Origin of the sequence: Ferrovibrio sp., assembly GCF_041906005.1 — a bacterium.
Classification (GTDB): Bacteria; Pseudomonadota; Alphaproteobacteria; order Ferrovibrionales; family Ferrovibrionaceae; genus Ferrovibrio.
On sequence record NZ_JAYRJY010000001.1, the window covers coordinates 2,863,250 to 2,887,438 of the forward strand.

Sequence of the window (24,189 nt, forward strand, 5' to 3'; positions counted from 1 at the left end):
GCCAACGAGGGGTGCCCCGTGTTTCGGTTTTCGCGCTGGATCAGGCCGCAGACGGTCTTCGGCCGCATTGTCTCCAGTCTGGTTTTTGGCCTGTCGCTGCCGGTGGTGCTGTTTGGCATCCTGCTGCTGCGCACGCATGGCTATGAGCCCATGGGTCTGTGCCATCCGGTGCCCGCCGTCGAGGGGCATATCCCGATCGACATGAGCCGTGGCAGTGGCGTTCCCACCACCTGCGGTATCGATGGGTCCTTTGTGTTGACCAACATGCTGTTGCCCGGCCTGGGCTTCGCATTACTGGCCTATCTGCTGATGGCCTTGCTCAAGCGCGCCGAGGATAAGGCCAACCCCGCCCGCTGAGGGCGGGGCGGCCATTCGTTCAGGCTGAAACCGAGAGCGATCCGCTCGTGGTGCCGGTCTGTGTCAGGTAGTCCTGACTGCGGGCGTATTTTTCCAGCTGGGCCAGAAAGCTCTGCACCAGGCTGTCGGTCGAGGTTTCGTCGCTTGACGCGCTGGCTTCCTTGCTTTCGCTGGTGCTGCTGTATTGCTCCAGCAGGTCGAGCAGGGTCGAAACCGTGGTGTCGTCCTCCCCGTCTTCCTCCGACGCAGCCCCGAGCGAGCCCCGGGACGGCTCCCCGGGCGGCGGTCCCGGCGGGGGTGGCGGCATCTGGCTGCCTTCCTGGGCCGCGATCAGGCCGGCCTGCATGTTTTCGGCCATCTTCTGAAAGCCGGAATCGAATTCGGTGCTGGTGACATTGCCGTCGCCATCGCTGTCGAAGGCGGCGATCACGTCATCGGCTGCCAGGCCGCTGCTGGCATCCGATGTGCCCTGCAGGGTTTCCAGTAGCGACGAGATTTCGCTGCTGTCGAGTTTGCCATCCGCGTTGCTGTCGTTTTTCACGAACAGTTGCTGCATGACCTGCTGCAGCGGATTGCTGCCGCTGCCGATACTGCTAACCATGGGACCTCCTTTTAGACGTCTTGCGTTATCGAAGCCCGCGGCGGGGTGCATTACCGCCGTGTCTCCACAGACCGGCCTCTCAAGTCGCATGCCAGCGGTCATAGCGCGTAAACGCATGGGAAGCCGATGTTATGTTGTGACGATGTGTGTCATGGCCGGCATGTGCCGGCTACCCGGCAGAAACCCACCGGCAGGATTTGCCGCAATCATGTCACGCTGCGACGCGAGACAGACGGCAACGACATTTCAATTCGTTGCAGACGTCAGGCCAATTGGTGGACCAGGCTGCGATAGCGGCTGATCACCACCTTGGAATCCTGCCACCAGTACAGCAATTCCTCCCAAGGCGGAGTCAGATCACGATAGGCCGCGATCACGGCGACCAACGCGCCGACGCTGACTTTGCCGTCCAGCACGAACCAGCCTCCGGCGGCATAGAACATGAACGGCGTGAGCTGGCCGGCGAAATTGAGGAAAAAATAGGTGAAGAACTTGTTGATATAGATCGAGGCGCGGTTCCGGCGAATATCGTCGATCTCGTGTTCCAGCGGGGGCGTTGGCAAAGGCGGCAGGCCGGCATCGGCGCCGCTGGTGCCGGCTCGACGGCTGATTTCGTATTCGATTTCCTGCGACAACACACGGATATGCTCGATGCGCTCGATCTCCAACTGGGTGCGGCGGGCTACCAGCCTGGGGAAAATCCAGGCTTGCAATGGAAACAGAACCAATGCAGCCAACCCCAGCCAGGGATCCTGGGCAAAGATGAAGATCAGGGCCGTGGTCAACAGGCCGCCCTGGATGGCGGGCAGCGAAATGATGTCGCCGCAGAAGCCCCCGATCGGTTCGGGCTCCATCACCACCATGGGCATCAGCCGGCCATGCAACTCGGCAATGCGTGGATGTTCGGGATTGTTGGCCATGGCCAGCAGTGTGCGACGCAGATGGGCCACCACGCGTTCGGTCAGGATGCCCTTGTAGATATTCACCACCATTTTCAGAAGCTGGTACACCAGCACGCAGCCAAGGAAGGCAAAGCTCAGTTCCAGCAGCATTTCCCGAGCCGGCGCCGTGTAAAGACCGAAGCCAAAAAGCTCCAGCATCACCGGTGCGTCATGCGTGTCAGCGAGCAGGACGCGATTGATCAGGGTTTTCGCCACTTCCAGCGACAGATAATAAAAAGGCAGGCTGGCTAGCGTGACGCCGACAAGTATCGCCTGATTGCGCCAGGTCGCCCGCAATACAAAGCCAAACAATGTCCGGTTCAGGCCACCGGGCAACATTTCCGGAGGATGAGAGGGGATAGAACCGGGCACCGTGGTCACGGCAGGTCTCGCAGGATGATCTGGCAGGCCTGGGGTCAGGAAGCGTGCGTCTCGCCCGTAATCATGTCACACCGCAACCGCTGGGATCAGCCCCGTCGTCAAAAAAACCGCCCGGCCAGGGGGAGATGGCCGGGCGAGTTATGCTTCGGCTGGGACCGAAGTGGGAGGAAAGGCGCGGCAGCGGGCGCTGGGCCTGGGCCGCGCGACGTTTGCTGGTCGGCCGCCGGTTGGGACAGGGCTCGGCGGTAGGCAACCGCAAGCATAATATACACTTAAAGATGCATTGTAACTAAAAAACACCAATTAAAATGCGATATTTCATATTATAGAGGTTGTGTCCGCTGGCCGGCTCAAGGCAATTGGCCCAACTGCCGCAACAGGCCGAGATCGTCGGTACGGCGCCAATGTTCGATGATCTTGCCGGCTTCGATCCGCTCGATCTGCATCTGCTCGACTTCAATGCGCCGGCCCGTGGGCGCCATGCCGAACAGCTCGCCTTTATGGGTGGCGCGCAGGATGACGCGCACGGCCACCTTGTCAGGTGCGATCACCATGTCCTCGATGGTGTAATGCATGTCCGGCAGGCCGATGCGCATGGCGGCCACGATAGGCTTCAGTCCGGCCGGACCGGGTTGCGGATCTGGCAGACCGGGGCTGTGGTTGCGATAGGCTGGATGCATCAGGTCGTCCAGTACCTCCAGCCGGCCCTGGTTCCACACCTCTTCGAAATAGCGCTCGATCAGACGGCGGTTTTGGGCGATGCGGTCATCGACGAAATCCCCGGCCTGCGCGGGGCTGACGCTGAGCAGGGCGGCGGCCAACGCTGCGGCGGTGGTTTGTTTTACGGTCATGGCGGGGTCTCCAGTGTTATGCCTGCCCTGGATACGCCATCGCTTTGTCATGCGTCTAATGCATGGTATTGATAGTCGCCATGCATGAAACGGATTTGCGTAACGTTGATTTCCAGTTGCTGGTGGCCCTCCGTGCCCTGATTGAGGAACGCAGTGTGTCCCGCGCCGCGCGGCGCCTCAATCTCAGCCAGCCGGCCATGAGCCGCGTATTGGCGCGGCTGCGGCTGCTGTTCAGCGATCCGCTGCTGGTCCGTGGTCGCCAGGGGCTGCTTCCCACGCCGCGTGCACTGGGGTTGCTGCCCGCGCTCGGCCGCCTGCTGGAGGATGCCGCCCGCTTGGTGGCGCCGCAGCACTTCGATCCAGGCGTCGCCACCGGGGCCTTCCATATCGCCGCCAATGATTATGCGGCTCAGGTGGTGCTGCCCGGCCTGCTCGCGCGCCTGCGTGCCGCTGCGCCAAAGATGGATATCAACATCCGGCCCAACGATACCCGCGCGCTGGAGGATCTGGAATCCGGCCGGCTCGACCTGGCTTTGGGGGTGTTCCGTGAGGCACCGGCCGGCTTCTACCGGCAGGAATTGGTGCGCGACCATTTCGTGACTTTACTGCGCCGCAGGCATCCGGCTCTGAAAGCGAAATTCACCATGGCCGCTTATCTGAAACTGCCACATCTCTTTGTCACGCTCAGCGGCCAGGGTGTGGGGACGGTGGATGTCGCGCTGAAGCAGCAGGGGTATGAACGCCGCATTGCCGCGCGTGTCTCCACATTCATGGCCGTGCCCGGCATTCTGCAGAATTCCGATCTCGCGCTCACCCTGCCGGCGCTGCTGGCGGATTATCTCTGCCAGGACAGGTCGCTGAAACAGGTTGCACTGCCTTTCCGCATCGCTCCCTTCGCCATCGCCCAGCTCTGGCACGAACGCCGCCAGGCCGATGCCGCTCATGTCTGGCTCCGGCGGCAGGTGAAGGCAAGCCTGGTCAAAGCGAAACCGCTTGGCTAGCCCCGTCGGGCGTCTCTTGAAATTGGCTCAGCCGCTCCCATCTCTGTGACACTGGGTCCGGGCCCCTCTGGCAGCCTTTTCGCTGCGATGTCGGACTCTTCCACCTGATGAGCGCCACTTCATTGACCCGGTGCTCTGATTTTGGGAGGTCTTGGATGTCTGAGGCATTCGCTCAGTTCCACCAAAATGCATATGGCTATGTTTCCGAGCGTAATATCGAAGCGCGACGGCGCCTCGAGGCGTTGGCGCGACTGCTCGATAACGCGGTCCGCATTCCCGGTACCGACATTCGTGTCGGTCTGGATGCGGCACTGAATGTCATACCAGGCATCGGTACGCTGATGGCCAAAGCAATGGCAGGCTATCTCGTCTGGGAAGCCCGCCGGCTGGGTGTTCCCGTCGGCATGATCCTGCGCATGGTTGGCAATGTGGCGGTCGATCTACTAATCAGCTCAATTCCGGTGGTCGGTTGGTTCGGTGACATCTTCTATCGGGCCAATGTCAGGAATATTGAGCTGCTGCACAGGCATATCGACCACTCTGAGGGCATGGTCGACGCAGCCCGTGGCACGGAGGGCAACTGATTATGCAGCGCGCCATCTGGATCATCGCCTTGATTGCATTCTTCGTATGGTCGGCGCTGGCCTGGCTGGGCAACATTATGCTCGGCTGGCTGACCGAATTCACGGCGGCCAATGCCGGCCAGCTCACTGTCGGCGGTGAGTTGAGCGGCTGGCTATCCTGGGCCGCCGCATTGGCCGATGCAGCTGGTGGCGCGTTGATCGCCATTATCTGGTTGTTCGGCGGCGTGGCGATTGCAGTCGCTGCCTTTGTCATTTCACGGCTGGCGCAATGGCATAACGGGGCGCAGCGGTCCCGTCCCTATAAAACACTGCCGCCCGGCTGGCGCCGGTGAGGCGCCGCTGACCGGGCGGCTTGGTCGTCCGAAATAGGGCGCGGCTTACTCCGCCGCCGCCTTGTCGATCGGCGCGCCATTGGTGCCGGGTTTCCAGCGCAGCACCGGGGCGCGGGCGGCGCGGGTTTCATCCAGGCGGCGACGCGGCGTCATGTAGGGCGCGCCATGGAACCATTCGGCCTGGTCACCCTGCTTCGCCTTCTCGGCCAGGCCACGCAGGGTGCCGACGAAGGTATCCACGCTGTCCTTGCTCTCGCTTTCGGTCGGCTCGATCAGCATGGCGCCATGCACCACGAGGGGGAAATACACCGTCATCGGGTGATAGCCCTCGTCGATCATCGCCTTGGCGAAATCCAGCGTGGTGACGCCGGTATCCTTCAGGAAGCGGTCGTCGAACAAAGCCTCGTGCATGCACGGGCCCTCGAAGCTCGGGCTCATCACATCCTTCAGCGAAGCCATCACGTAATTGGCCGACAGCACGCTGTCTTCCGCCACCCGCTTCAGGCCATCGGCGCCATGGCTCATCATGTAGGCCAGTGCGCGGATGAACATGCCCATCTGGCCGTGGAAGGCCTTCATGCGGCCGAAGCTTTTGGCGTCGCCGCTTTCGACGAGTTTAAAGCCAGCGCTGCCATGCACCACGTAAGGCACCGGCACGAAATCCTTCAGGGCCTCGGAGAGCACCACAGGGCCCGAGCCCGGGCCACCGCCGCCATGGGGCGTGGAGAAGGTCTTGTGCAGGTTGATATGCATGGCGTCCACGCCCAGATCGCCCGGCCGCACCTTGCCGACGATGGCGTTGAAGTTGGCGCCGTCGCAATAGAAGAAGGCGCCGGCAGCGTGCACCATGTCGGCCACCTTGCGGATGTCTCGCTCAAACAGGCCGCAGGTATTCGGATTGGTCAGCATGATCGCCGCCACATCCGGGCCCAGCTTGGCCTGCAGGGCATCGAGGTCGACGCGGCCGTCGGCCGTGGCCGGGATCGGATCGACCGTGTAGCCGCAGAGCGCCGCCGTGGCCGGATTGGTGCCATGGGCGGATTCCGGCGCCAGGATGCGCTTGCGCACATCGCCGCGGGCTTTCAGCGCCGCGCGGATCGCCATCAGGCCGCAGAGTTCGCCATGGGCGCCGGCGGCGGGCGACATTGCCACGGCCGGCATGCCTGTCAGTTTCTTCAGCCAGCCGGCCAACTGGTCGATCAGTTCCAGCGCGCCCTGCACGGTGGAAACGGGCTGCAGCGGATGCAGATCGCCCAAACCCGGCAGGCGGGCCATCTTCTCGTTCAGGCGCGGATTGTGCTTCATCGTGCAGGAGCCCAGCGGATACAGCCCGGCATCGATGGAATAGTTCTTCTGGCTCAGCCGCACGAAATGGCGGATCACCTGCGGCTCACTCAGGCCCGGCAGGCCGATCTTGCCGGTGCGGCGCAGGCCGCCGAGGCGGTCGGCCACTTTCGGCGGCGCAGGCAGGTCCACACCGCTGCGGCCCTCGACGCCCTGCTCAAAGATCAGGGCCTCTTCCATCTGCAGGCCGCGGTTGCCGGTGATGGTGCCCACAGCCGCACTGTCGGCGGCCTGGTTCGGCGTGGTGGGGCGTCCCTGACGGTTCAGCATCACAGCACCTCCTTCAGGGCGGCGACAAGCTTGTCCATGTCGCCTTCGCTATTGGTTTCGGTGGTCGCGATCAGCAGCACGTTGTCCAGGGCCTTTTCGCCCGGGAAAAGCCGCACGGCCGGCACGCCGCCGAGGATGTTCTTCGCCACCAGTTTTTCCACCACATCCGTCGCAGGCTTGGGCAGGGTGATGGCGAATTCGTTGTAGAAGGCCTGCGGCACGATGCTCACGCCTTTCAGGCCGTTCAGCTTTTCGGCCAGTTGCGCCGCCTTGCCATGATTGATCTCGGCCAGTCGGGTGAAGCCGGCTTCGCCCAGCAGGCTGAGATGGATGGTGAAGGCCAGCGCACAGAGGCCGGAATTGGTGCAGATGTTGGACGTGGCCTTCTCGCGGCGGATATGCTGCTCGCGGGCCGACAGCGTCAGCACGAAACCGCGCCGGCCGTCCTGGTCCACCGTCTCGCCGCACAGCCGGCCCGGCATCTGCCGCACATATTTCTCCCGCGTGGCGAACAGGCCCACATACGGCCCGCCAAAGCTGAGCGGCACACCCAGAGCCTGGCCTTCCGCCACCACGATATCCGCGCCCATGGCGCCCGGCGGCGTGACGAGGCCCAGTGAGGTCACTTCGGTCACCACCACCACCAGCAGAGCGCCCCTGGCCTGGCATGCCTTGGCAAGACCCGACAGGTCGCGCAGATGGCCGAACACAGTCGGGTTCTGTACCACCACGCAGGCGGTCTGGTCGTCGATCAGGCCGCTCAGGTCCTCGTTGCCGGCCAGATCGGTGGGGGCGGCCACATGGGGCTGGTCGGTCTGATCCATCAGGGTGCCGACCACATCGCGGTAATGCGGATGCAGGCCACCCGACAGCACGGCCTTGGCTTTCTTGGTGATGCGCTGGGCCATCAGCACGGCCTCGCCGGCAGCAGTGGCGCCGTCATACATCGACGCATTCGCCACATCCATGCCGGTGATCATGCTCACCTGGGTCTGGAACTCGAACAGGTATTGCAGCGTGCCCTGACTGATCTCGGGCTGATACGGCGTATAGGACGTGAGGAATTCCGAACGCTGGATCAGGTGATCGACAGCGGCTGGTACATGGTGGCGATAGGCCCCGGCGCCGAGGAAGAACGGCACATCCATCGGCGAGACGTTCTTCTTCGCCAGGGCCGCGAAGGCACGCTCGACCTCCAGTTCGCCCTGGTGCGGCGGCAGGTCGAGCGCGGGATTCAGCGCGCCGGCCGGCACATCCTTGAATAACGCATCGATATTGGGCGCGCCGATCACGCCCAGCATCTCGCTGCGATCGGCTTCGGTCAGACCGAGATAGCGCATCTCGCGCTCCTTGCGTCAGAGGGTTTTCAGATAGGCGTCGTAGGCGGCCTGGTCCATCAGGGCATCCAGTTCGGCCTTGTTGGACAGTTTCAGCTTCACAAACCAGCCATCGGTCTGCGCGGCGCGGTTCACCAGCGCCGGGTCGTCGGCAATCGCCTGGTTGCTTTCCACAACCTCGCCGCCGGCCGGCGCATAGACTTCCGAGGCGGCCTTCACGGATTCCACCACCGCCACTTCGGCGCCGGCCTCCACCTTCTTGCCCGGCGCGGGCAGGTCGACGAATACCACGTCGCCGAGCTGGCTCTGGGCGTAATCGGAAATGCCCACGGTGGCGACATCGCCATCGAGACGGATCCATTCATGGTCCTTGGTGTAACGGGTGGTCATGGATCGTCTCCTTACTTGGCGTAGCGTTTGGTGATGAAGGGAAGGGTGCAGGTCTTGGCGGGCAGCGGCTTGCCGCGCACCATCAGGCTCAGCGGCGTGCCGGCCTTGGCGTAATCGGTGGCGACATAACCCATGGCGACCGGCGCATCGACGCTGGGGCCGAAACCGCCCGAGGTGATCACGCCGATCTTCTCGCCCTTGTCGTTCAGGATTTCGGTGCCCTCGCGGGCCGGCGCCCGGCCCTCGGGCTGGATGCCGACGCGCTTGCGCGAGACGCCATCCTTCAGTTGCTGCTGCACGATGGCGGCGCCGGGATAGCCGCCCTCCTCGCGCCGCCGCTTGGAGATCGTCCAGGCCAGGCCGGCCTCGATGGGCGTCGTGGTGGTGTCGATGTCATGGCCGTAGAGGCAGAGGCCGGCTTCCAGGCGCAGGCTGTCGCGTGCGCCCAGGCCGATGGGCTTCACTTCCGGCTGCGACAGCAGCCAGCGCGCGAAGTCTTCGGCCTGGTCGGCGGCCAGAGAAATCTCGAAGCCATCCTCGCCGGTATAGCCCGAGCGGGTGACAAAAGCCTCGTATTTGCCAAGCGCCAGCGTGGCGCCCATGCCAAAGCTCATCGCCGGCATCACGGAGTTCAGGCGCGACAGTACGTCGACGGCCGCCGGGCCCTGCAGGGCCAGCAGGGCGCGGTCTTCCAGATATTCGATCTCGACGCCCTTCAGGTTCGCCCGCATATGGGCGATGTCCTGCTCCTTGCAGGCGGCGTTGACGATCACGAACAGGTCGCGGTCGCGCTTGTTCACCATCAGGTCGTCCAGGATGCCGGCGGCATCGTTGGTGAAGACCGTGTAGCGCATCTTGCCGACATCCAGCGCGACGATGTCGCCGGGCACGAGCGCTTCCAGCGCCTTGGCCGGATCGGCGCCGGTGATCTTCACCTGGCCCATATGCGAGACGTCGAACAGGCCGGCCGCTGCGCGGGTATGCTTGTGTTCAGTCAGGATGCCGGTCGGGTACTGCACCGGCATCTCGTAGCCGGCGAAGGGAACCATGCGGGCGCCAAGCTCCTTATGGAGCGCGTTCAATGGCGTGGTTTTGAGAATTTCGGCCGTATCGCCCAAGCAGGTCACCTTGTGAACAGAGTCAGAGTCGAAGCGGCGGGTGGTTTCGCCGTTCGCCCCCTCTGTCCCGGGACCTGAGAGATTCGCCGTTGATCTGAAACGGCTTACTCCTTCGGTGGGATCGGGATTGGACCCCCGATCCGCTTTCCAGAGTGTCGCCAGTCCGGTCGGTCCTTCGGCCTGAGAGTTTCCGGGGCGGTTGCTCCTTCGGCGCGCGGGCCCCCGTTAAAGCTCGGGTTTCGCGTCTCTCCCGCCGGACTGAATGCGACGCCGCGAGAATAGGCTGCGGTGCAACAGAGTCAAACCCTTTCCCGCTGACGTAACGGCAGCGCGAAAACTCCACAATTGACAATGCCTTAGGGGGGCTTAGGCTTATCCACAAGATGCCCGCGGGCGGCGACTCGGCCGCGACTCGCAGGGACAATAAAAATCCGGAGGAAACCGCCATGAACCCGTTCTTCGTCGAGCAGATGGCGATGTATTCGGCCTATCACCGCGATCCGCGCAACCGGGCCACCCATTTCATCGGCATCCCGTCCATCGTGTTTGCCATCTTCATCCCGCTGCACTGGGTGGTGCTGACCCAGCTTTGGGGTGGCCAGGCCACGATCACGCTGGCCACTGTGCTGTGGTTCGCCACTGGCATCTTCTATCTCTGGCTCGACCGCACGGTCGGCGGCCTGATGGTGCTGGTCGGCTTCGTGCTGATGCTGCTGGCCGAGCAGGTGGCGGCGATGGGCAGCACGGTCGGCTGGATCACCTTTGCGGTTTTCTTCGTCGGCGGTTGGGTGTTCCAGCTGGTCGGCCATGCTTTCGAGGGCCGCCGCCCCGCCCTGGCCGACAATCTGCTGCAGGCCCTGATCGGCCCGACTTTCCTGGTGGCGGAAACCGTCTTTGCCGCCGGCCTGCGCAAGGAACTGCATGACGCGGTCGAGATGCGCTGGAAGCATTATTCTTATGCTGCGATGCAGGAACGCGCGGCGTAAACCCAAGACAGAGGACCAATGGCACGCTGGAAGAACCGGCCCGAAGGGTCGAACTGGGGCGATTTCGGGCCGGACGACCGGATTGGCCGGGTCAACTGGATAACGCCTGAGAAGGTGAAGCAGGGCATCGCCGAGGTGCGTGAAGGCAGGACGTTCTGTCTGTCGCTGCCGCTGGAATATCCCGGCGGCAACCTGCTCAATCCGCGCCGTTTCCCGCCGCAGCTCTTCGCCGTCGTGCGCGAGGGCCGGCCGAACATGGCGCTACCGCTTTCGATGTACGATCCGCGCGTCACGGATGTGTCCAGCGATGATGCGGCCCTGCTGTACCTGCAGTATTCCACGCAATGGGACAGCTTCGCCCATATTGGCTCGATGTTCGATGCCGATGGCGACGGCGTGCCTGAACGGGTCTTCTATAATGGCTGGCGCGGTGGCAGCGATGTGCCCGATGTCGAGGATCGCAACGTGGGCGAGCCGCGACTGGAGCGTTTCCCTTCCAAAGGCACCGAGGCGCTCGGCATCCACAATTTCGCCCGGCACGGCCTGCAGGGCCGTGGCGTGCTGGTGAATTTGCACGAGGAATGCGGCGAGCGCCGCGAATGGATCGGCTATGACCGCCTGATGCGGGCGATGCAGGCGCAGAAGGTGGAAGTGGAGAAGGGCGACATGCTCTGTTTCTACACCGGCTTCGGCGACGTTGTCTTAAGCATGGGGCGCAAGCCCGACCTGCACCGCCTGGAGAATTCCTGTGCTGTGCTGGATGGTCGCGACAGGGCGTTGCTGAACTGGATCACCGACAGCGGCGTGAGTAGCCTGATTGCTGACAACTATGCCGTCGAGGGCCTGCCGGCGAAACCCGTGGATGGCAGCCATGCCATGCTGCCGCTGCACGAGCATTGCCTGTTCAAGCAGGGCATCCCATTAGGGGAACTGTGGTATCTTTCCGAGCTGGCGGCCTATCTGAAACAGCACAAGCGCAGCCGCTTCCTGCTTACCGCGCCACCGCTTAGACTGACGGGCGCTGTCGGTTCGCCATCTTCGCCGATCGCCACGGTCTGAATAACAAAACCTCCCCCGGAGATTGCCATGAACGGCGCCGAAAGCCTTGTTCGTACCCTTGTTGCATCCGGCGTCGATACCTGCTTCGCCAATCCCGGCACGTCCGAGATGCATTTCGTCGCGGCACTCGACCGCGTGCCCGGTGTGCGTTGCGTGCTCGGTCTGTTCGAGGGCGTGATCACCGGCGCGGCTGACGGCTACTGGCGCATGGCCGACAAACCGGCCGCCACCTTGCTGCATCTGGGGCCGGGGCTCGCCAACGGCGTGGCCAACCTGCACAACGCACGCAAGGCCAGTTCGGGTATCGTCAACGTGATCGGTGAACACGCGACCTATCACCTGCAATATGATGCGCCGCTCACCGCAGATATCGAAGGTATCGCGCGACCGGTGTCGCATTGGATCGGCCGGGCCAATTCTGCCGCCGATGTCGCCGTCCTGGGCGCCGAGGCGGTTGCGGCGGCGATGAGCAACGGCGGCCAGATTGCCAGCCTGATCCTGCCGGCCGATACCGCTTGGAACGAAGCCATCGATGTGGCCGTCCCGGTGAGCGTCCCCCCTCGCGCCAAGGCTGATGAAGCGGATCTGCGTGCTGCTGCCGTCGCACTGAAGAAGGCCGGCCCGCATGGCATGCTGATCCTGGGCGGCATCGCCCTGCGCCGGCGCGGACTGGAACTGGCGGCGCGCATTGCCGCCGCAACCGACTGCAAGCTTTCCAATTCCGGCTACAGCGCGCGTATGGAACGCGGCGGCGGCCTGCCGCATGTCGGCCGCATTCCCTTCGTGGTCGATCAGGCGGTGGCCTACCTGAAGGATGTGCGTGAACTGGTGCTGATCGGTGCGCGCCGGCCGGTGGCCTTCTTTGCCTATCCGGGTAAGCCCAGCATCCTGACGCAGGATAACTGCAACATCACCGCCGTCTGCGACGTGGAGGCGGATCTGATCGACGCCCTGGAACGGCTCGCCGATCTGGTCGGTGCGCCCAAAAACGTACCGGCCGCCATCGTGCCGCCGAAACCGGCTCTGCCCGACGGCGTGCCGACGCCCGACAAGATTGCCGCCGCCATGGCGGTGCTGATCCCCGACAATGCCGTGGTGGTGGATGAATCAGTCACCTCGGGCCGTGGCATCTTCGCGGCATCGCAGGCATCCGCACCGCATGACTGGCTGAACAACATGGGCGGCTCGATCGGCTACAGCCTGCCGGTTGCCATTGGCGCGGCAATTGCCGCACCCGATCGCAAGATCGTCGCGCTCACCGGCGACGGCAGCGCCTTCTATACCCTGCAGGCGCTGTGGACCATGGCGCGCGAGCAGCTCGACGTAACCATGGTGGTGTTCGCCAATCGCTCCTATGCCATCCTGCGCAACGAGCTGGCCAATGTAGGTGCTGCCAATCCGGGGCCGCGTGCCATTGACATGCTGACCCTTGATCGGCCCGACCCCGACTGGGTGGCCCTGGCTAAAGGCCATGGCGTAGCGGCCGTGCGGGTGGACGACATGAACGATTTTGCCCGGGCCTTCCTGGCCGCCCTTGAGGTACAGGGGCCACAACTCATAGAGCTGGTTTTCTGAATTGACCCTACTGGTTGTGGAGCAGCGGGATTTCACGCTGTTAATTCTCGATAACCCCCTGATTTTCCCTCTTGGGATTCTGTTTGCAGATCAATTAGAACTTTGCCAATGATTGTAGCGCGGTACCCCTGAAGCAGCGCGGTATGTCACACCAGCTGCCGGACCGACCACCGAAGGGGCCTCTGCCAAAACTCGAAACCCCACCCCCACCGGGTCCGCGCCGTCCTCGTTACCCAGGACGGCGGTCAGGGGGGAAACGGAGCCGCAAGGTTTCGTTTACCGCGTTGTTCCAGATTAGAGATCATCCGACCGTCCACAGCAGAAAGTGTGAGCGCCATGTCCACGCCCGCCACCGTTCCCGCCGCTAGCCCCGCTGCCGGCATGCCCGCCATTGCCGATCAGAACGGCTCGCTGCTGCGTGGCAACCAGGAAGTGTTGACCTTTACCATCGGCGAACAGAATTACGGTCTCGATCTCCTGAGCGTGCGCGAAATCCGGGCCTGGACGGAAGTGACCCCGCTACCCAATACTCCGCCTTTCGTGCGCGGCGTGATCAACCTGCGCGGCGCCGTGGTGCCGATTTTCGATCTGCGTGTCCGCCTCGGTGGCGGTATCACCAATCCGACCAGCGCCAATGTGGTGATCGTCGTCGAGATCGGCTCGGAATCCTGCGGCCTGCTGGTCGATACTGTCTCCGACATCCTGGCGCTGGATGCCAGCGCGCTGCAGCCGGTGCCGGCCACGGCTGCTGACGAGGAGCATGGCTTCCTCAGCGCCCTTGCCACCCATGAAGACCGCATGGTGGCGCTCATCGATGTCAACCGCCTCTTCAGTAAGGGTGTTCCCGCGCTGCCTGCCGCTGCCTGATTGGTCCGGTGACTTGGCCGCCTAGGGAGGAGGTCAGCCCGAGACACAATCAAGGTTAGAGGAAGCAATGATCAAGAACTTGCGTCTGCAGGGGCGCCTGATTGCTTGTGCCGCTATTGTGGCTGTCCTGGCCATCTTGGCGACGATCACACCTTCTCTTCTGGTTATGGATGGTCTCGTCGACCGCGCCGAGCAGCGCGAGTTGCAGAGTTATTACGAGAACATCACGGCCGCCGTGGCGGCCGATGCCGCCAAGGCAACCGCGCTCAGCGCATTGGTTGCCAATATCCCTGATGCCCAATCGGCGATGGCGGAAGGCGAACGTGAGCGTCTGGCCAAGATGTTCGTGCCGGCCTTCCAGGCTTTGCGCAAAGATCATGGTGCGGTGCAGATGCAGTTTCACACGCCACCCGCCACATCGTTCTTGCGTGTGCATCGTCCGGACCGCTTCGGCGATGATCTGTCGTCTTTCCGTCATACCGTGGTGGCTACCAACAATACACAGAAGCCAACCCAGGGCCTGGAATTCGGTGTCGAGGGTCTGGGCGTGCGCGGCATGGTGCCCGTGTTCCATGAGGGGAAGCATATCGGCTCGTTTGAGCTCGGCATGTCGTTCGGCCAGTTCTTTTTCGACAGCTTCAAGCAGCGTTATGACGTCGACGTCGCCCTGTTCGTGCAGGACAAGGACGGCATGAAGCGCTTTGCGGGTACCTTCGAGAACGAGGCATTAACCCGACCGGAACATCTGGCTGCGGCCCTGAAGGGCGAGACGGTAGTGCAGCGGGTGAAAACGGCGGCCGGGCCACGCACCGTGCTGATCGGCGCGGTGCGGGACTATTCCGACAAGCCGTTCGGTTCCGTGGTTATCGCCATGGACAGCAGCGATTACACCAGCGCGATCAACCGAGCGCAGTTCATCGCCGGTATTGCCGGTCTGGCGGCATTGGCTATCGGCATCCTCATGGCGTGGCTGATTGGCCGCAATATTTCCCGGCCAATTGATGCCATCACGCAAACCATGAATCGCCTGTCGAGCGGCGATCTTGCCGTCGCTTTGCCATACCAGGAACGCCATGACGAAGTGGGCGAAATGGCCCGCGCTGTGGCGGTGTTCAAGCGTAACGCCGAAGACAAGCTCGGGCTGGAACGTCAACAGGAAGAAGAACGAAAGCGCTTTGCCGACGAACGCGAGGCGCAGGAACACCGGTTTGAGCAGTCGATCGGGCAGGTTGTGGTGGCCGCCGCCAATGGCGATTTGTCGCGTCGCGTTGAGCTTGGGGGGTTGAGTGGCGTGATGCAGCGCGTCGGCCAATCGGTGAACGACATGATCCAACGCACCCATGCCGTGACCGGCGAATTGGCCGATGTCACCGGCGCGCTGGCCGAAGGCGATCTGACCAAGCGGGTGCAGGGCGATTACCATGGCGTGTTCGGCCAGTTGAAGAATGGTGCGAACCAGATGGCGGAACGGCTGCGCGATTTCGCCCGTCGCCTGGCCGAGAATGCCGAGGCCGTGAAAACCGCTTCGGCCGAAATCTCGTCTGGCAGTCAGGATCTGGCGCAGCGCACGGAAAGCCAGGCAGCCAGCATCGAGGAAACCGCCGCCTCGATGCACGAGATCACCACGACGGTGAAGCAGAATGCCGACAATGCCCAGGCGGCCAACCAGCTGGCCACGGCGGCGCGCGACACCGCCGAGAAGGGCGGCAGCGTGGTGAGCGATGCGGTCTCCGCGGTGAGCCGCATCGAGGAAAGCGCGCAGAAGATCAGCGACATTGTCGGCCTGATCGACGAGATCGCCTTCCAGACCAACCTGCTGGCCCTGAATGCCAGCGTGGAGGCGGCGCGTGCCGGCGAGGCCGGCAAGGGCTTTGCGGTCGTTGCGCAGGAAGTGCGTGCCCTGGCGCAGCGTTCGGCCAATGCCAGCAAGGACATCAAGGCGCTGATCCAGGAATCGAATACCCAGGTGAAGACCGGCGCCGATCTGGTGGGCCGCACCGGCCAGTCGCTGACCGAGATCGTGTCGTCGATCAAGAAGGTGAGCGACATCGTGGCCGAGATTGCCGCCGCCAGCCGCGAGCAGGCCACCGGCCTGGAGCAGATCAACACCGCCGTCGGCCAGATGGACGAGATGACCCAGCGCAACGGTGCGCTGGTCGAGGAAACCTCGGCCTCGGCCCAGGCTTTGGCACAACAGGCAGCCGAATTGGCTGCATTGGTGGGTTTTTTCCGCACAGGCGATCAAGGCGTTGCAGGGCTTGCCGGTTCACGGCCAGCGGTGAATCCGCCTGCGGCAAAACTCGCCTCTGCACCAAAACCCGCCGAGGCGAAGTCCGTTGCAGCGAAGCCGGTTCAAGCTGCGGTTCCGCCGGCCAGCAAGCCGCCGGCCGCGCCTGCGGATGAGGATGATTGGGAAGAGTTCTGATTACGATAATCTGACAGATTGTAGAATGAGTTTAGATTTCAATTAGAACTTTCGCGGGTACAGATCCGGTTGTATCCGGTGGTAGTGTTTCCGCCTTTGCCGAACACCCCCAAGATGTGAGAAACTTGTTGCCGTCCCTAGGGTTAGCCAGCCGGCCGGCCTTGTAGACCCAACAAGAATCATGGTGGGGGAAGAAATGTCCGTCGCATCCACGATCAAAATTGGCCCGCGCGTCCTCGCTGTGGTGGCGCTGCTGGCAATCGCCGCCGCCGCCATCGGCACGATGGGGATTATCTCTCTCGACCGTTACGAGCGACAGAGCAACGAAATGGCCTCGCTGGCCAAGCAGACCCAGTATGGCGAACGGCTCAACGCCCTGATTTACGCCGTGGTGATGGATTCGCGCGGCGTCTACATGTCGGACACCACGGCTGCGGCTAAGCCTTTCGCCAACGGCATCCAGCGTTTCACCACCCAGATGGAAGGCATTATCCGCGACTGGAGTGCCCTGATCGGCCCGCAGGCCGCGGCTGGCGAAGAGGCCAAGCAGTTTATTGCTCTGGTGAACCAATTCATTCAGTTCCGCCGCGAGTTGGCCCGACTGGGCACCGAAGTCGATACCAAACAGGCCCGTGAATATGGCGACAACGACGCCAACCGCTCCAACCGTCAGGCGTTGAACAAGGCCGTGGAGGCGATCAACAACCGCAATGCCGAACGTGTGGCAGCCGTCAGCGAGGGCCTGACAGATTATTACAACACCCAGCGTCCGCTGCTGCTCACCATTACGATTGCCGCGATCGCGGTTTCGGTGCTGTTGGCGCTCTATGTGGTGATTGTGACGCTGACCCGTCCGATCACGCGCATCACGTCGGTGATGAATACCCTGGCCAAGGGCGATACATCCGTCGATGTTTCCGGCAAGGACCGCGGCGACGAGATCGGTGAGATGGCCCAGGCCGTGCAGGTGTTCAAGGACAACATGATTGCCCGCGAGCAAGCCGAAAGTCAGATCGCGCAGCAGCGCGAGGAGTCGGAAAAACGCCGCCAGGAACGCGAGGTACGCGAAAAGGCCGCCGGCGAGGAAATCGCCGCGCTGGTCAACAAGGTGGCGCAGGGCGATCTGTCGGGCCGCATCAATGAGGGTGGCAAGGAAGGCTTTTTCCTCACCACCAGCCAGGAACTCAATCGCCTGGCCGCGACGCTGCAGACGATGGCCGGCGAAATGGCCGACACCATGGGCGCGATGGCCGGTGGCGACCTGACCAAATCGGTGCGCGGCAACTATCATGGCGTGTTCGGCCAGTTGAAAGACAGCGCCAACGGCATGGCCAATCGCCTGCGTGATTTTGCCGGCCGTCTGACCAGCACCGCGCAATCGGTGAAGGTGGCTTCCGACGAAATCTCCACCGGCAGTCAGGATCTGGCACAGCGCACGGAAAGCCAGGCAGCCAGCATCGAGGAAACCGCCGCCTCGATGCACGAGATCACCACGACGGTGAAGCAGAATGCCGACAACGCCCAGGCGGCCAACCAGCTGGCGGTCGCCGCGCGCGACACCGCCGAGAAGGGCGGCAGCGTGGTGGCCGATGCGGTTTCGGCGGTGACGCAGATCGAGGAAAGCGCCCGCAAGATTTCCGACATTGTCGGCCTGATCGACGAGATCGCCTTCCAGACCAACCTGCTGGCCCTGAATGCCTCGGTCGAGGCCGCCCGCGCGGGTGAAGCCGGCAAGGGCTTTGCGGTCGTTGCGCAGGAAGTGCGTGCCCTGGCGCAGCGTTCGGCCAATGCCAGCAAGGACATCAAGGCGCTGATCCAGGAGTCGAATGCCCAGGTGAAAACCGGTGCGACGCTTGTGAATCAGACCGGGTCTTCGCTGACCGACATCGTCACGTCGATCAAGAAGGTGAGCGACATCGTGGCCGAGATCGCCGCGGCCAGCCGCGAGCAGGCCACCGGCCTGGACCAGATCAACACGGCAGTCGGCAGCATGGACGAGATGACCCAGCGCAACGCCGCCCTGGTGGAAGAGACCACGGCTGCCGCCCAGTCGCTCAACCAGCAGGCCCAGCAGCTTGCTGACCTGGTGGGCTTCTTCAAGCTGGGCGGCGAGGGCAGCGCCATACGCGTTGCGAGCAGCAGCCCGGCAGTGACGGCCAAGGCACCTGCTGCAGCGAAACCGGCGCTCAAGACGGTGGAGAGCAAGCCGGCAGCCGCCAAGGCCCCGGTCAAGCCGGCGCCGGCGTCAAAACCAGCCCCGGCAGCCACGTCTGCGGCGAGGGGCGGGGATGACGAGGATTGGCAGGAATTCTGACCGCTAAAGCCCGGCTTTTCGGCGGGTTTTCCGGTTGACTCCGGCCGGGGTGGCCGGTATGGTCCGCCCACTTTTCGCCGGGCGGGCGACGCTGCGCCCGGTTTTTGTTTGCACCGCTAGACGGTTTCTGAGGTCAGGTATCATGAAGGTCGTGAATTCGCTCAAGTCGGCCAAGACCCGCCATCGGGATTGCCGCGTGGTTCGCCGCAAGGGCCGGGTCTATGTGATCAACAAGACCAACCCGCGCTTCAAGGCGCGCCAGGGTTAAGGATACGGGGCTGGGATTGTCGCGGGCTTTGGCCCGGATCATCCAGTCTTTTAAAAGGTTTAACGGCTCGGCCGCGCAAGCGCCCGGGCCGTTTCCTTTTTCGGGCTTGACTCTTCCCGCTGCTCCGGCAATTTGTCAGACAACCTGACAAATTTTTCCCATGCCTGATCCTGCCCTTTTCAGCCACGACCCATCGACCCTGCCGCGCGCCACGGGCCTGAGCGACATGCTCGCCGGTCGGCTGGCCGCCGCGATTCAGTCCGGTGAGTTCGGTCCGGGCGACCGCCTGCCGACCGAGAAACGCCTGGTCGAGCAATACGGCGTCAGCCGCGCGGTGGTGCGCGAGGCCATCGCCCGACTGAAAGCGGACGGTTTCGTCGATACCCGCCAGGGAGCAGGCGCCTTCGTGGCCGCGAAGCCGGGGCTGGCCAATTTCCGCATCGCCCAACCGGAAGGCGGCGGCCGTATCGCCTCGGCCGATCTGGCCCATATCTTCGAGCTGCGCGGCATCATTGAGGCCGGCATGGCCGAGCTGGCGGCAAAGCGGCGCGACACCGCCGACCTTGCCGCGCTGAAAACCGCTTTCGCCCGGATGCAGCAGGCATTGCTGGCCGGTGAAGACGGCGCCGCGGCGGACGACAGCTTTCACGCCGCCATCGCCACGGCCGCGCATAATCCCTACCTGGCGCAATTCGCCGCCTTTCTGGCGCAGCATTTCTCGGCCACCCGCGCACTGACCTGGGCCACATCGGCGCATGATGACGGCAGCGCCAGTGCCGCGCAGATCGAACATGCCCGGTTGCTCTCTGCCATCGAGGCCGGTGATGCGGCGGAAGCCGCCCGGGCTGCGCGCGATCACATCCTTGCCGCCGCCGAACGGCGCGGCAGCGCAATGAAGGACTAAGTCATGCTGATGCCCGCACCTGAACCCGAGATCATCGCCCAGCGCCTGGAGCTGATCACAGATCTGCGCCGCATCGTGCCGGGCGAGGGTGTAATCGCCGACGAAACCAGCCTGCGTGCCTTCGAATGCGACGGCCTCACGGCCTATCGCCAGCTTCCGCTGGTGGCGGTGCTACCCGGCGACACACGGCAGGTTTCCGAGGTTCTGAAGCTGTGCAACGCGCGCAACGTGAAGGTGGTGCCGCGCGGTGCCGGCACGTCGCTGTCGGGCGGTGCACTGCCGCTGGCCGATGGCGTGCTGCTTGGTCTTGGAAAGTTCAACAAGGTCCTGGAGATCGACTGGGACAACCGCTGCGCCGTGGTGCAGCCCGGTGTCACCAACCTCGGGATCACCCGCGCGGTCGAGCATCGCGGTTTCTACTACGCGCCCGATCCTTCCAGCCAGATCGCCTGCACCATCGGCGGCAACGTGGCCGAGAATTCCGGGGGCGTGCATTGCCTGAAATACGGGCTGACCACCAATAACATCCTCGGCGTCGAGATGGTGCTGATGAATGGCGACATCGTGCGCCTGGGCGGCAAGCATCTGGATGCGGAAGGCTATGACCTGATGGGCCTGATCTGCGGCTCGGAAGGGTTGCTCGGCGTGATCACAGAGGTCACTGTGCGCATCCTGCCCAAACCCGCCACCCAGCGCGCGCTGCTGGCCGGTTTCCCGTCTTCCGAGGCCGCCGGCGACTGCGTGGCGAAAGTGATCGCCAGCGGCATCATCCCGGGTGGCATGGAAATGATGGATCGTCCCGCCATCCACGCGGCCGAGGATTTTGTGCATGCCGGCTATCCGCGCGACGTGGAAGCCCTGCTGATCATCGAGCTCGACGGCCCGCCGGCGGAAGTCGACGACCTGCTGGCCCGCGTGAAGGCCATCGCGGAAAGCTGCGGCTCTGTCTATCTCCGGGTGTCGCAGAATGAAGATGAGCGGCTGAATTTCTGGGCCGGGCGGAAGGCGGCTTTCCCGGCCGTCGGCCGCATCTCACCCGATTACCTCTGCATGGACGGCACGATTCCGCGCAAGAAGCTGCCCGAGGTGCTCACCCGCATGCAGGGGCTGTCGGAAAAGCACAGGCTGCGCGTCGCCAACGTGTTTCATGCGGGCGACGGCAACCTGCATCCGCTGATCCTCTACGATGCCAACAATCCGGGTGAGCTGGAGCGCGCCGAGGAATTCGGTGCCGATATCTTAAGGCTTTGTGTCGAGGTCGGGGGCGTTCTCACCGGCGAGCATGGCGTGGGCATCGAGAAGCGCGACCTGATGCCGGCGATGTTCTCCGAGGACGACCTTGCCCAGCAGATGCGGGTGAAATGCGCCTTCGATCCCAATCATCGCCTCAATCCGGGCAAGGTGTTCCCCATGCTGCATCGCTGCGCCGAACTGGGCCGCATGCATGTGCACAAGGGCCAGCTCGCTTTTCCCGATCTGCCTCGGTTCTGAGCCATGCCCGAAACATTCATCCCCTCCGGCATCACCGATGTGGCCGATGCCATCCGCTGGGCGGCGGCGGAAGGCAAGCCGCTCATCCTGCATGGTCATCGCAGCAAGGCCGGTCTCGGTCGTCCCGCCCATCTTGATAACAGGCAGGCGGATTACGCGCTGGACCTGAGCCGCCTGAACGGCGTGCTGGAATACGAGCCGGCCGAACTGGTGCTCACCCTGCGGCCCGGCACGCTGGTCGCCGATGTCGAGAAACTGCTGGCAGCAAGCAACCAGATGCTGGCGTTCGAGCCGCCCGATTACGGCCCGCTTTGGGGTCATGCCGCCGGACGCGGCACCATCGGCGGCGCTATCGGCTGCAATCTTGCCGGACCGCGCCGTTTCAAGGCCGGCGCGATCCGCGACCACCTGCTCGGCTTCACGGCCGTATCGGGCCGCGGCGATATTTTCAAAGCCGGCGCGAAGGTCGTGAAGAACGTCACCGGCTACGACCTGCCGAAACTGGTCTGCGGCGCCTATGGCACGCTGGCGGCACTGACCGAAGTCACGGTGAAAGTTCTGCCCGCGCCGGAGAAAACCCGTACCGTGCTCATCTTTGGCCTCGAGGATGCCAAAGCCGCACAGGCCATGGCCGCCGCCGCCTGTTCGCCGCACGAGGTGGCTGGCCTGGCCCATCTGCCAGAGGCCATCGCGGCATTGTCCGGCGTTGCCTATGTGGCGAAAGCCGGCATGGCGGTGACGGCGATCCGTGTCGAAGGCACGGACATCTCGGTGAAGGCGCGCTGCGCGGCGTTGCGCGATCTGCTGAAATCCTTCGGCCCGCTGGAGGAATTGCATTCGATGAATTCGGCCTGGCTGTGGCGCGAGATCCGCGATGCCACGGCTTTCATCCTGCCGCAGGAGCGCGTGCTGTGGCGCCTGTCGGTGGCGCCGATGAGCGGTCCTGCCGTGACGGCGGCGATCCGCGCGGCCCAGCCCGATGCCACCTTCTTCTACGACTGGGCCGGTGGCCTTGTCTGGCTCAGCCTGCCGCCGGCGCCGGATGCCCATGCGGGGCTGGTGCGCGGCGCCATTGCGGCCTATGACGGCGGCCATGCCACGCTGATCCGCGCCGACCAGGCCGTGCGCGCGTCCGTCGACGTGTTCCAGCCACAGCCAGCGGCGCTCGCTACGCTCAGCCGTCGCGTGAAGGAAAGCTTCGATCCGATGAACATCCTCAATCCGGGCCGCATGGCGGCGGGACTCTGATGCAAACCTCCTTCACCCTCGCGCAACTGGCCGATCCGGGCATTGCCACCGCCAACGAGATCCTGCGCAAATGCGTGCATTGCGGCTTCTGCACGGCCACCTGTCCGACCTATGTGCTGCTGGGCGACGAACGCGACTCTCCACGCGGCCGCATCTATCTGATCAAGCAGATGCTGGAAGGCGATCAGGCCGCCACGGAAGAAACCGTGCGTCATGTCGACCGCTGCCTGTCATGCCTGTCGTGCATGACCACCTGTCCGAGCAGCGTGCATTACATGCATCTGGTCGACCATGCCCGCGCCCATATCGAAAAAACCTATCAGCGCCCGCTGGCCGACCGTCTGCTGCGCGGCCTGCTGGCCTGGCTGCTGCCCAGCCCGAAACTGTTCCGGCTCAGCCTGATGGGAGCAAAGCTGGCGCGGCCGTTCCGCTTCCTGCTACCCGGGCGGCTGAAGGCCATGGTGACGATGGCGCCGAAATCCCTGCCGGCCATGGACGCCGCCATCGAGCGGGCGCAGGTGTTTCCGGCGCAGGGCGAACGCCGCATGCGCGTGGCGCTGATGACCGGTTGCGCCCAGAAGGTGCTGGACCCTGAGATCAATGCTGCCACCATCCGGCTGCTCACCCGGCATGGCTGCGACGTGGTGATCGCCGAAGGCGCAGGCTGCTGTGGCGCGCTGACCCATCATATGGGGCAGGAGCATGATTCCCATGCCAAGGCGAAGGCCAATATCGCGGCTTGGCATCGCGAATATGAAGGCGAGGGGCTGGACGCGGTGGTGATCAACGCATCGGGCTGCGGCACCACGGTGAAGGATTACGGCTTCATGCTGCGCAGCGATCCCGCCTGGGCCGATAAGGCCGCCACCATCGCGGCCCTGGCAAAGGACGTGACCGAAGTGCTGGCGAAGCTAGACCTTACACCGCAGGGCGAAGCACAGGGCCTGAGCGTGGCCTATCATTCCGCCTGTTCGCTGCAGCATGGGCAGAAGATCACGGCCCTGCCCAAGCAATTGCTGGTGAAAGCCGGCTTCGAGGTGCGCGACGTGCCGGAGGCGCATCTATGCTGCGGTTCGGCCGGCACCTACAACCTGCTGCAGCCCGAACTGGCCATGCAGCTGCGCGCGCGCAAGGCACGGAACATCGCCGGCACCGGCGCGCAGATGGTGGCGGCGGGCAATATCGGCTGCCTGGTGCAAATCGCCGGCGGGCTGCATGCGGAAGGCGGCCATGCCATGCCGGTGCTGCACACCGTGCAACTGCTCGACTGGGCCACCGGCGGACCAAAACCTTCGGGCCTTTAGGGTCAGCTGTTCTTCTGCACGGTTTCGCTTTCGGCGCGGGCGCGGCACTGCGCCTCCGCCGTCATGCGCTGCTGCGGCGTCATCCTGCGGCCGGCGGTATGGCCGCGCTCCAGTTGCTGCATGCAGGCTTCGATCAGCTCGCCAACGGTTTTCGGTTTTTTCGCGGCATCGCTAGCCAAGGCCGGCCCGGCAAGGGCAGACAGCAACAAGACGACACCGACGGCGGCAGAAGGATTCATAA

Annotated in this window: 23 protein-coding genes and 1 riboswitch; of the genes, 15 read left to right on the forward strand and 8 right to left on the reverse strand. The window is 63.8% G+C overall.

Annotated features, from left to right (window positions below; genetic code table 11):
- Positions 1-18 precede the first annotated feature (18 nt).
- Positions 19-357, forward strand: coding sequence for a hypothetical protein (locus ACE3OO_RS14015; RefSeq protein ID WP_374303945.1), 339 nt, complete (start codon positions 19-21; stop codon positions 355-357).
- A gap of 19 nt (positions 358-376) precedes the next feature.
- On the opposite strand, the gene ACE3OO_RS14020 is transcribed toward ACE3OO_RS14015, so the two are convergent.
- The 3 genes from ACE3OO_RS14020 to ACE3OO_RS14030 all read right to left on the reverse strand — a co-directional run bounded on the left by ACE3OO_RS14020 (position 377) and on the right by ACE3OO_RS14030 (position 3,131).
- Positions 377-958 (reverse strand): EF-hand domain-containing protein, encoded by a 582-nt coding sequence (locus ACE3OO_RS14020; protein ID WP_374303948.1) that lies wholly within the window; start codon positions 956-958, stop codon positions 377-379.
- Positions 959-1,221: 263 nt separating this feature from the next.
- Positions 1,222-2,280, reverse strand: a complete 1,059-nt coding sequence (locus ACE3OO_RS14025; protein WP_374303951.1) for a hypothetical protein — start codon at positions 2,278-2,280, stop codon at positions 1,222-1,224.
- Positions 2,281-2,630: 350 nt separating this feature from the next.
- A complete protein-coding gene (locus tag ACE3OO_RS14030; protein WP_374303954.1) occupies positions 2,631-3,131 on the reverse strand; it encodes an ester cyclase in 501 nt (166 codons plus the stop codon).
- An 80-nt stretch (positions 3,132-3,211) separates the two neighbouring features.
- On the opposite strand from ACE3OO_RS14030, the gene ACE3OO_RS14035 reads away from it, so the two are divergent.
- From ACE3OO_RS14035 to ACE3OO_RS14045, 3 genes are all read left to right on the forward strand, one after another.
- Positions 3,212-4,132 (forward strand): LysR family transcriptional regulator, encoded by a 921-nt coding sequence (locus ACE3OO_RS14035; protein ID WP_374303956.1) that lies wholly within the window; start codon positions 3,212-3,214, stop codon positions 4,130-4,132.
- Positions 4,133-4,287: 155 nt separating this feature from the next.
- On the forward strand, positions 4,288-4,716 hold the full coding sequence (locus ACE3OO_RS14040; RefSeq protein WP_374303958.1) for a DUF4112 domain-containing protein: 429 nt from the start codon (positions 4,288-4,290) through the stop codon (positions 4,714-4,716).
- Between the two features lie 2 nt (positions 4,717-4,718).
- On the forward strand, positions 4,719-5,048 hold the full coding sequence (locus ACE3OO_RS14045) for a hypothetical protein (RefSeq protein WP_374303961.1): 330 nt from the start codon (positions 4,719-4,721) through the stop codon (positions 5,046-5,048).
- 45 nt (positions 5,049-5,093) lie between these two features.
- On the opposite strand, the gene gcvPB is transcribed toward ACE3OO_RS14045, so the two are convergent.
- Genes gcvPB through gcvT form a run of 4 tightly spaced genes read right to left on the reverse strand, consistent with a single transcriptional unit; the run spans position 5,094 to position 9,507 of the window.
- A complete protein-coding gene (gene gcvPB, locus ACE3OO_RS14050) occupies positions 5,094-6,662 on the reverse strand; it encodes an aminomethyl-transferring glycine dehydrogenase subunit GcvPB (RefSeq protein WP_374303964.1) in 1,569 nt (522 codons plus the stop codon).
- Positions 6,662-8,002: an aminomethyl-transferring glycine dehydrogenase subunit GcvPA gene (gcvPA, locus tag ACE3OO_RS14055; RefSeq protein ID WP_374303967.1), complete on the reverse strand. Its 1,341-nt coding sequence runs from the start codon at positions 8,000-8,002 to the stop codon at positions 6,662-6,664. Before gcvPA ends, gcvPB begins: the two co-directional genes overlap by 1 nt.
- A 15-nt stretch (positions 8,003-8,017) precedes the next feature.
- Positions 8,018-8,389, reverse strand: coding sequence for a glycine cleavage system protein GcvH (gcvH, locus tag ACE3OO_RS14060; protein WP_374303969.1), 372 nt, complete (start codon positions 8,387-8,389; stop codon positions 8,018-8,020).
- A gap of 11 nt (positions 8,390-8,400) precedes the next feature.
- Positions 8,401-9,507 (reverse strand): glycine cleavage system aminomethyltransferase GcvT, encoded by a 1,107-nt coding sequence (gene gcvT, locus ACE3OO_RS14065; protein WP_374303971.1) that lies wholly within the window; start codon positions 9,505-9,507, stop codon positions 8,401-8,403.
- A 52-nt stretch (positions 9,508-9,559) separates the two neighbouring features.
- A riboswitch (glycine riboswitch) is annotated at positions 9,560-9,668 on the reverse strand.
- Positions 9,669-9,953: 285 nt separating this feature from the next.
- Here gcvT and ACE3OO_RS14070 point away from each other — a divergent pair.
- The 11 genes from ACE3OO_RS14070 (at position 9,954) to glcF (ending at position 23,948) form a co-directional block, all read left to right on the forward strand.
- A complete protein-coding gene (locus ACE3OO_RS14070; protein WP_374303974.1) occupies positions 9,954-10,493 on the forward strand; it encodes a DUF962 domain-containing protein in 540 nt (179 codons plus the stop codon).
- 18 nt (positions 10,494-10,511) lie between these two features.
- A complete protein-coding gene (locus tag ACE3OO_RS14075; protein WP_374303977.1) occupies positions 10,512-11,552 on the forward strand; it encodes a cyclase family protein in 1,041 nt (346 codons plus the stop codon).
- Between the two features lie 27 nt (positions 11,553-11,579).
- Positions 11,580-13,127, forward strand: coding sequence for an acetolactate synthase large subunit (locus ACE3OO_RS14080; protein WP_374303979.1), 1,548 nt, complete (start codon positions 11,580-11,582; stop codon positions 13,125-13,127).
- A gap of 336 nt (positions 13,128-13,463) precedes the next feature.
- Positions 13,464-13,994: a chemotaxis protein CheW gene (locus ACE3OO_RS14085; RefSeq protein WP_374304699.1), complete on the forward strand. Its 531-nt coding sequence runs from the start codon at positions 13,464-13,466 to the stop codon at positions 13,992-13,994.
- Positions 13,995-14,061: 67 nt separating this feature from the next.
- Positions 14,062-16,419, forward strand: coding sequence for a methyl-accepting chemotaxis protein (locus ACE3OO_RS14090; RefSeq protein WP_374303980.1), 2,358 nt, complete (start codon positions 14,062-14,064; stop codon positions 16,417-16,419).
- Between the two features lie 196 nt (positions 16,420-16,615).
- Complete coding sequence (locus ACE3OO_RS14095; RefSeq protein ID WP_374303982.1) at positions 16,616-18,733, forward strand: methyl-accepting chemotaxis protein; 2,118 nt, start codon at positions 16,616-16,618, stop codon at positions 18,731-18,733.
- A 142-nt stretch (positions 18,734-18,875) separates the two neighbouring features.
- The gene (gene ykgO / locus ACE3OO_RS14100; RefSeq protein ID WP_300301874.1) at positions 18,876-19,001 is read left to right on the forward strand and encodes a type B 50S ribosomal protein L36; all 126 of its coding nucleotides are present in this window, start codon (positions 18,876-18,878) and stop codon (positions 18,999-19,001) included.
- 160 nt (positions 19,002-19,161) lie between these two features.
- Complete coding sequence (locus ACE3OO_RS14105; RefSeq protein WP_374303984.1) at positions 19,162-19,905, forward strand: FadR/GntR family transcriptional regulator; 744 nt, start codon at positions 19,162-19,164, stop codon at positions 19,903-19,905.
- 3 nt (positions 19,906-19,908) lie between these two features.
- Positions 19,909-21,396 carry an FAD-linked oxidase C-terminal domain-containing protein gene (locus tag ACE3OO_RS14110; protein ID WP_374303986.1) on the forward strand — a complete coding sequence of 496 codons (1,488 nt, stop codon included), beginning with the start codon at positions 19,909-19,911 and terminating at the stop codon, positions 21,394-21,396.
- A gap of 3 nt (positions 21,397-21,399) precedes the next feature.
- Positions 21,400-22,644 carry a glycolate oxidase subunit GlcE gene (gene glcE, locus ACE3OO_RS14115; protein ID WP_374303987.1) on the forward strand — a complete coding sequence of 415 codons (1,245 nt, stop codon included), beginning with the start codon at positions 21,400-21,402 and terminating at the stop codon, positions 22,642-22,644.
- Positions 22,644-23,948 carry a glycolate oxidase subunit GlcF gene (gene glcF, locus ACE3OO_RS14120; protein WP_374303989.1) on the forward strand — a complete coding sequence of 435 codons (1,305 nt, stop codon included), beginning with the start codon at positions 22,644-22,646 and terminating at the stop codon, positions 23,946-23,948. Before glcE ends, glcF begins: the two co-directional genes overlap by 1 nt.
- Before the next feature lie 2 nt (positions 23,949-23,950).
- Here the strand turns inward: glcF and ACE3OO_RS14125 are convergent, their stop codons facing one another.
- The gene (locus ACE3OO_RS14125) at positions 23,951-24,187 is read right to left on the reverse strand and encodes a hypothetical protein (protein ID WP_374303991.1); all 237 of its coding nucleotides are present in this window, start codon (positions 24,185-24,187) and stop codon (positions 23,951-23,953) included.
- Positions 24,188-24,189: the final 2 nt, after the last annotated feature.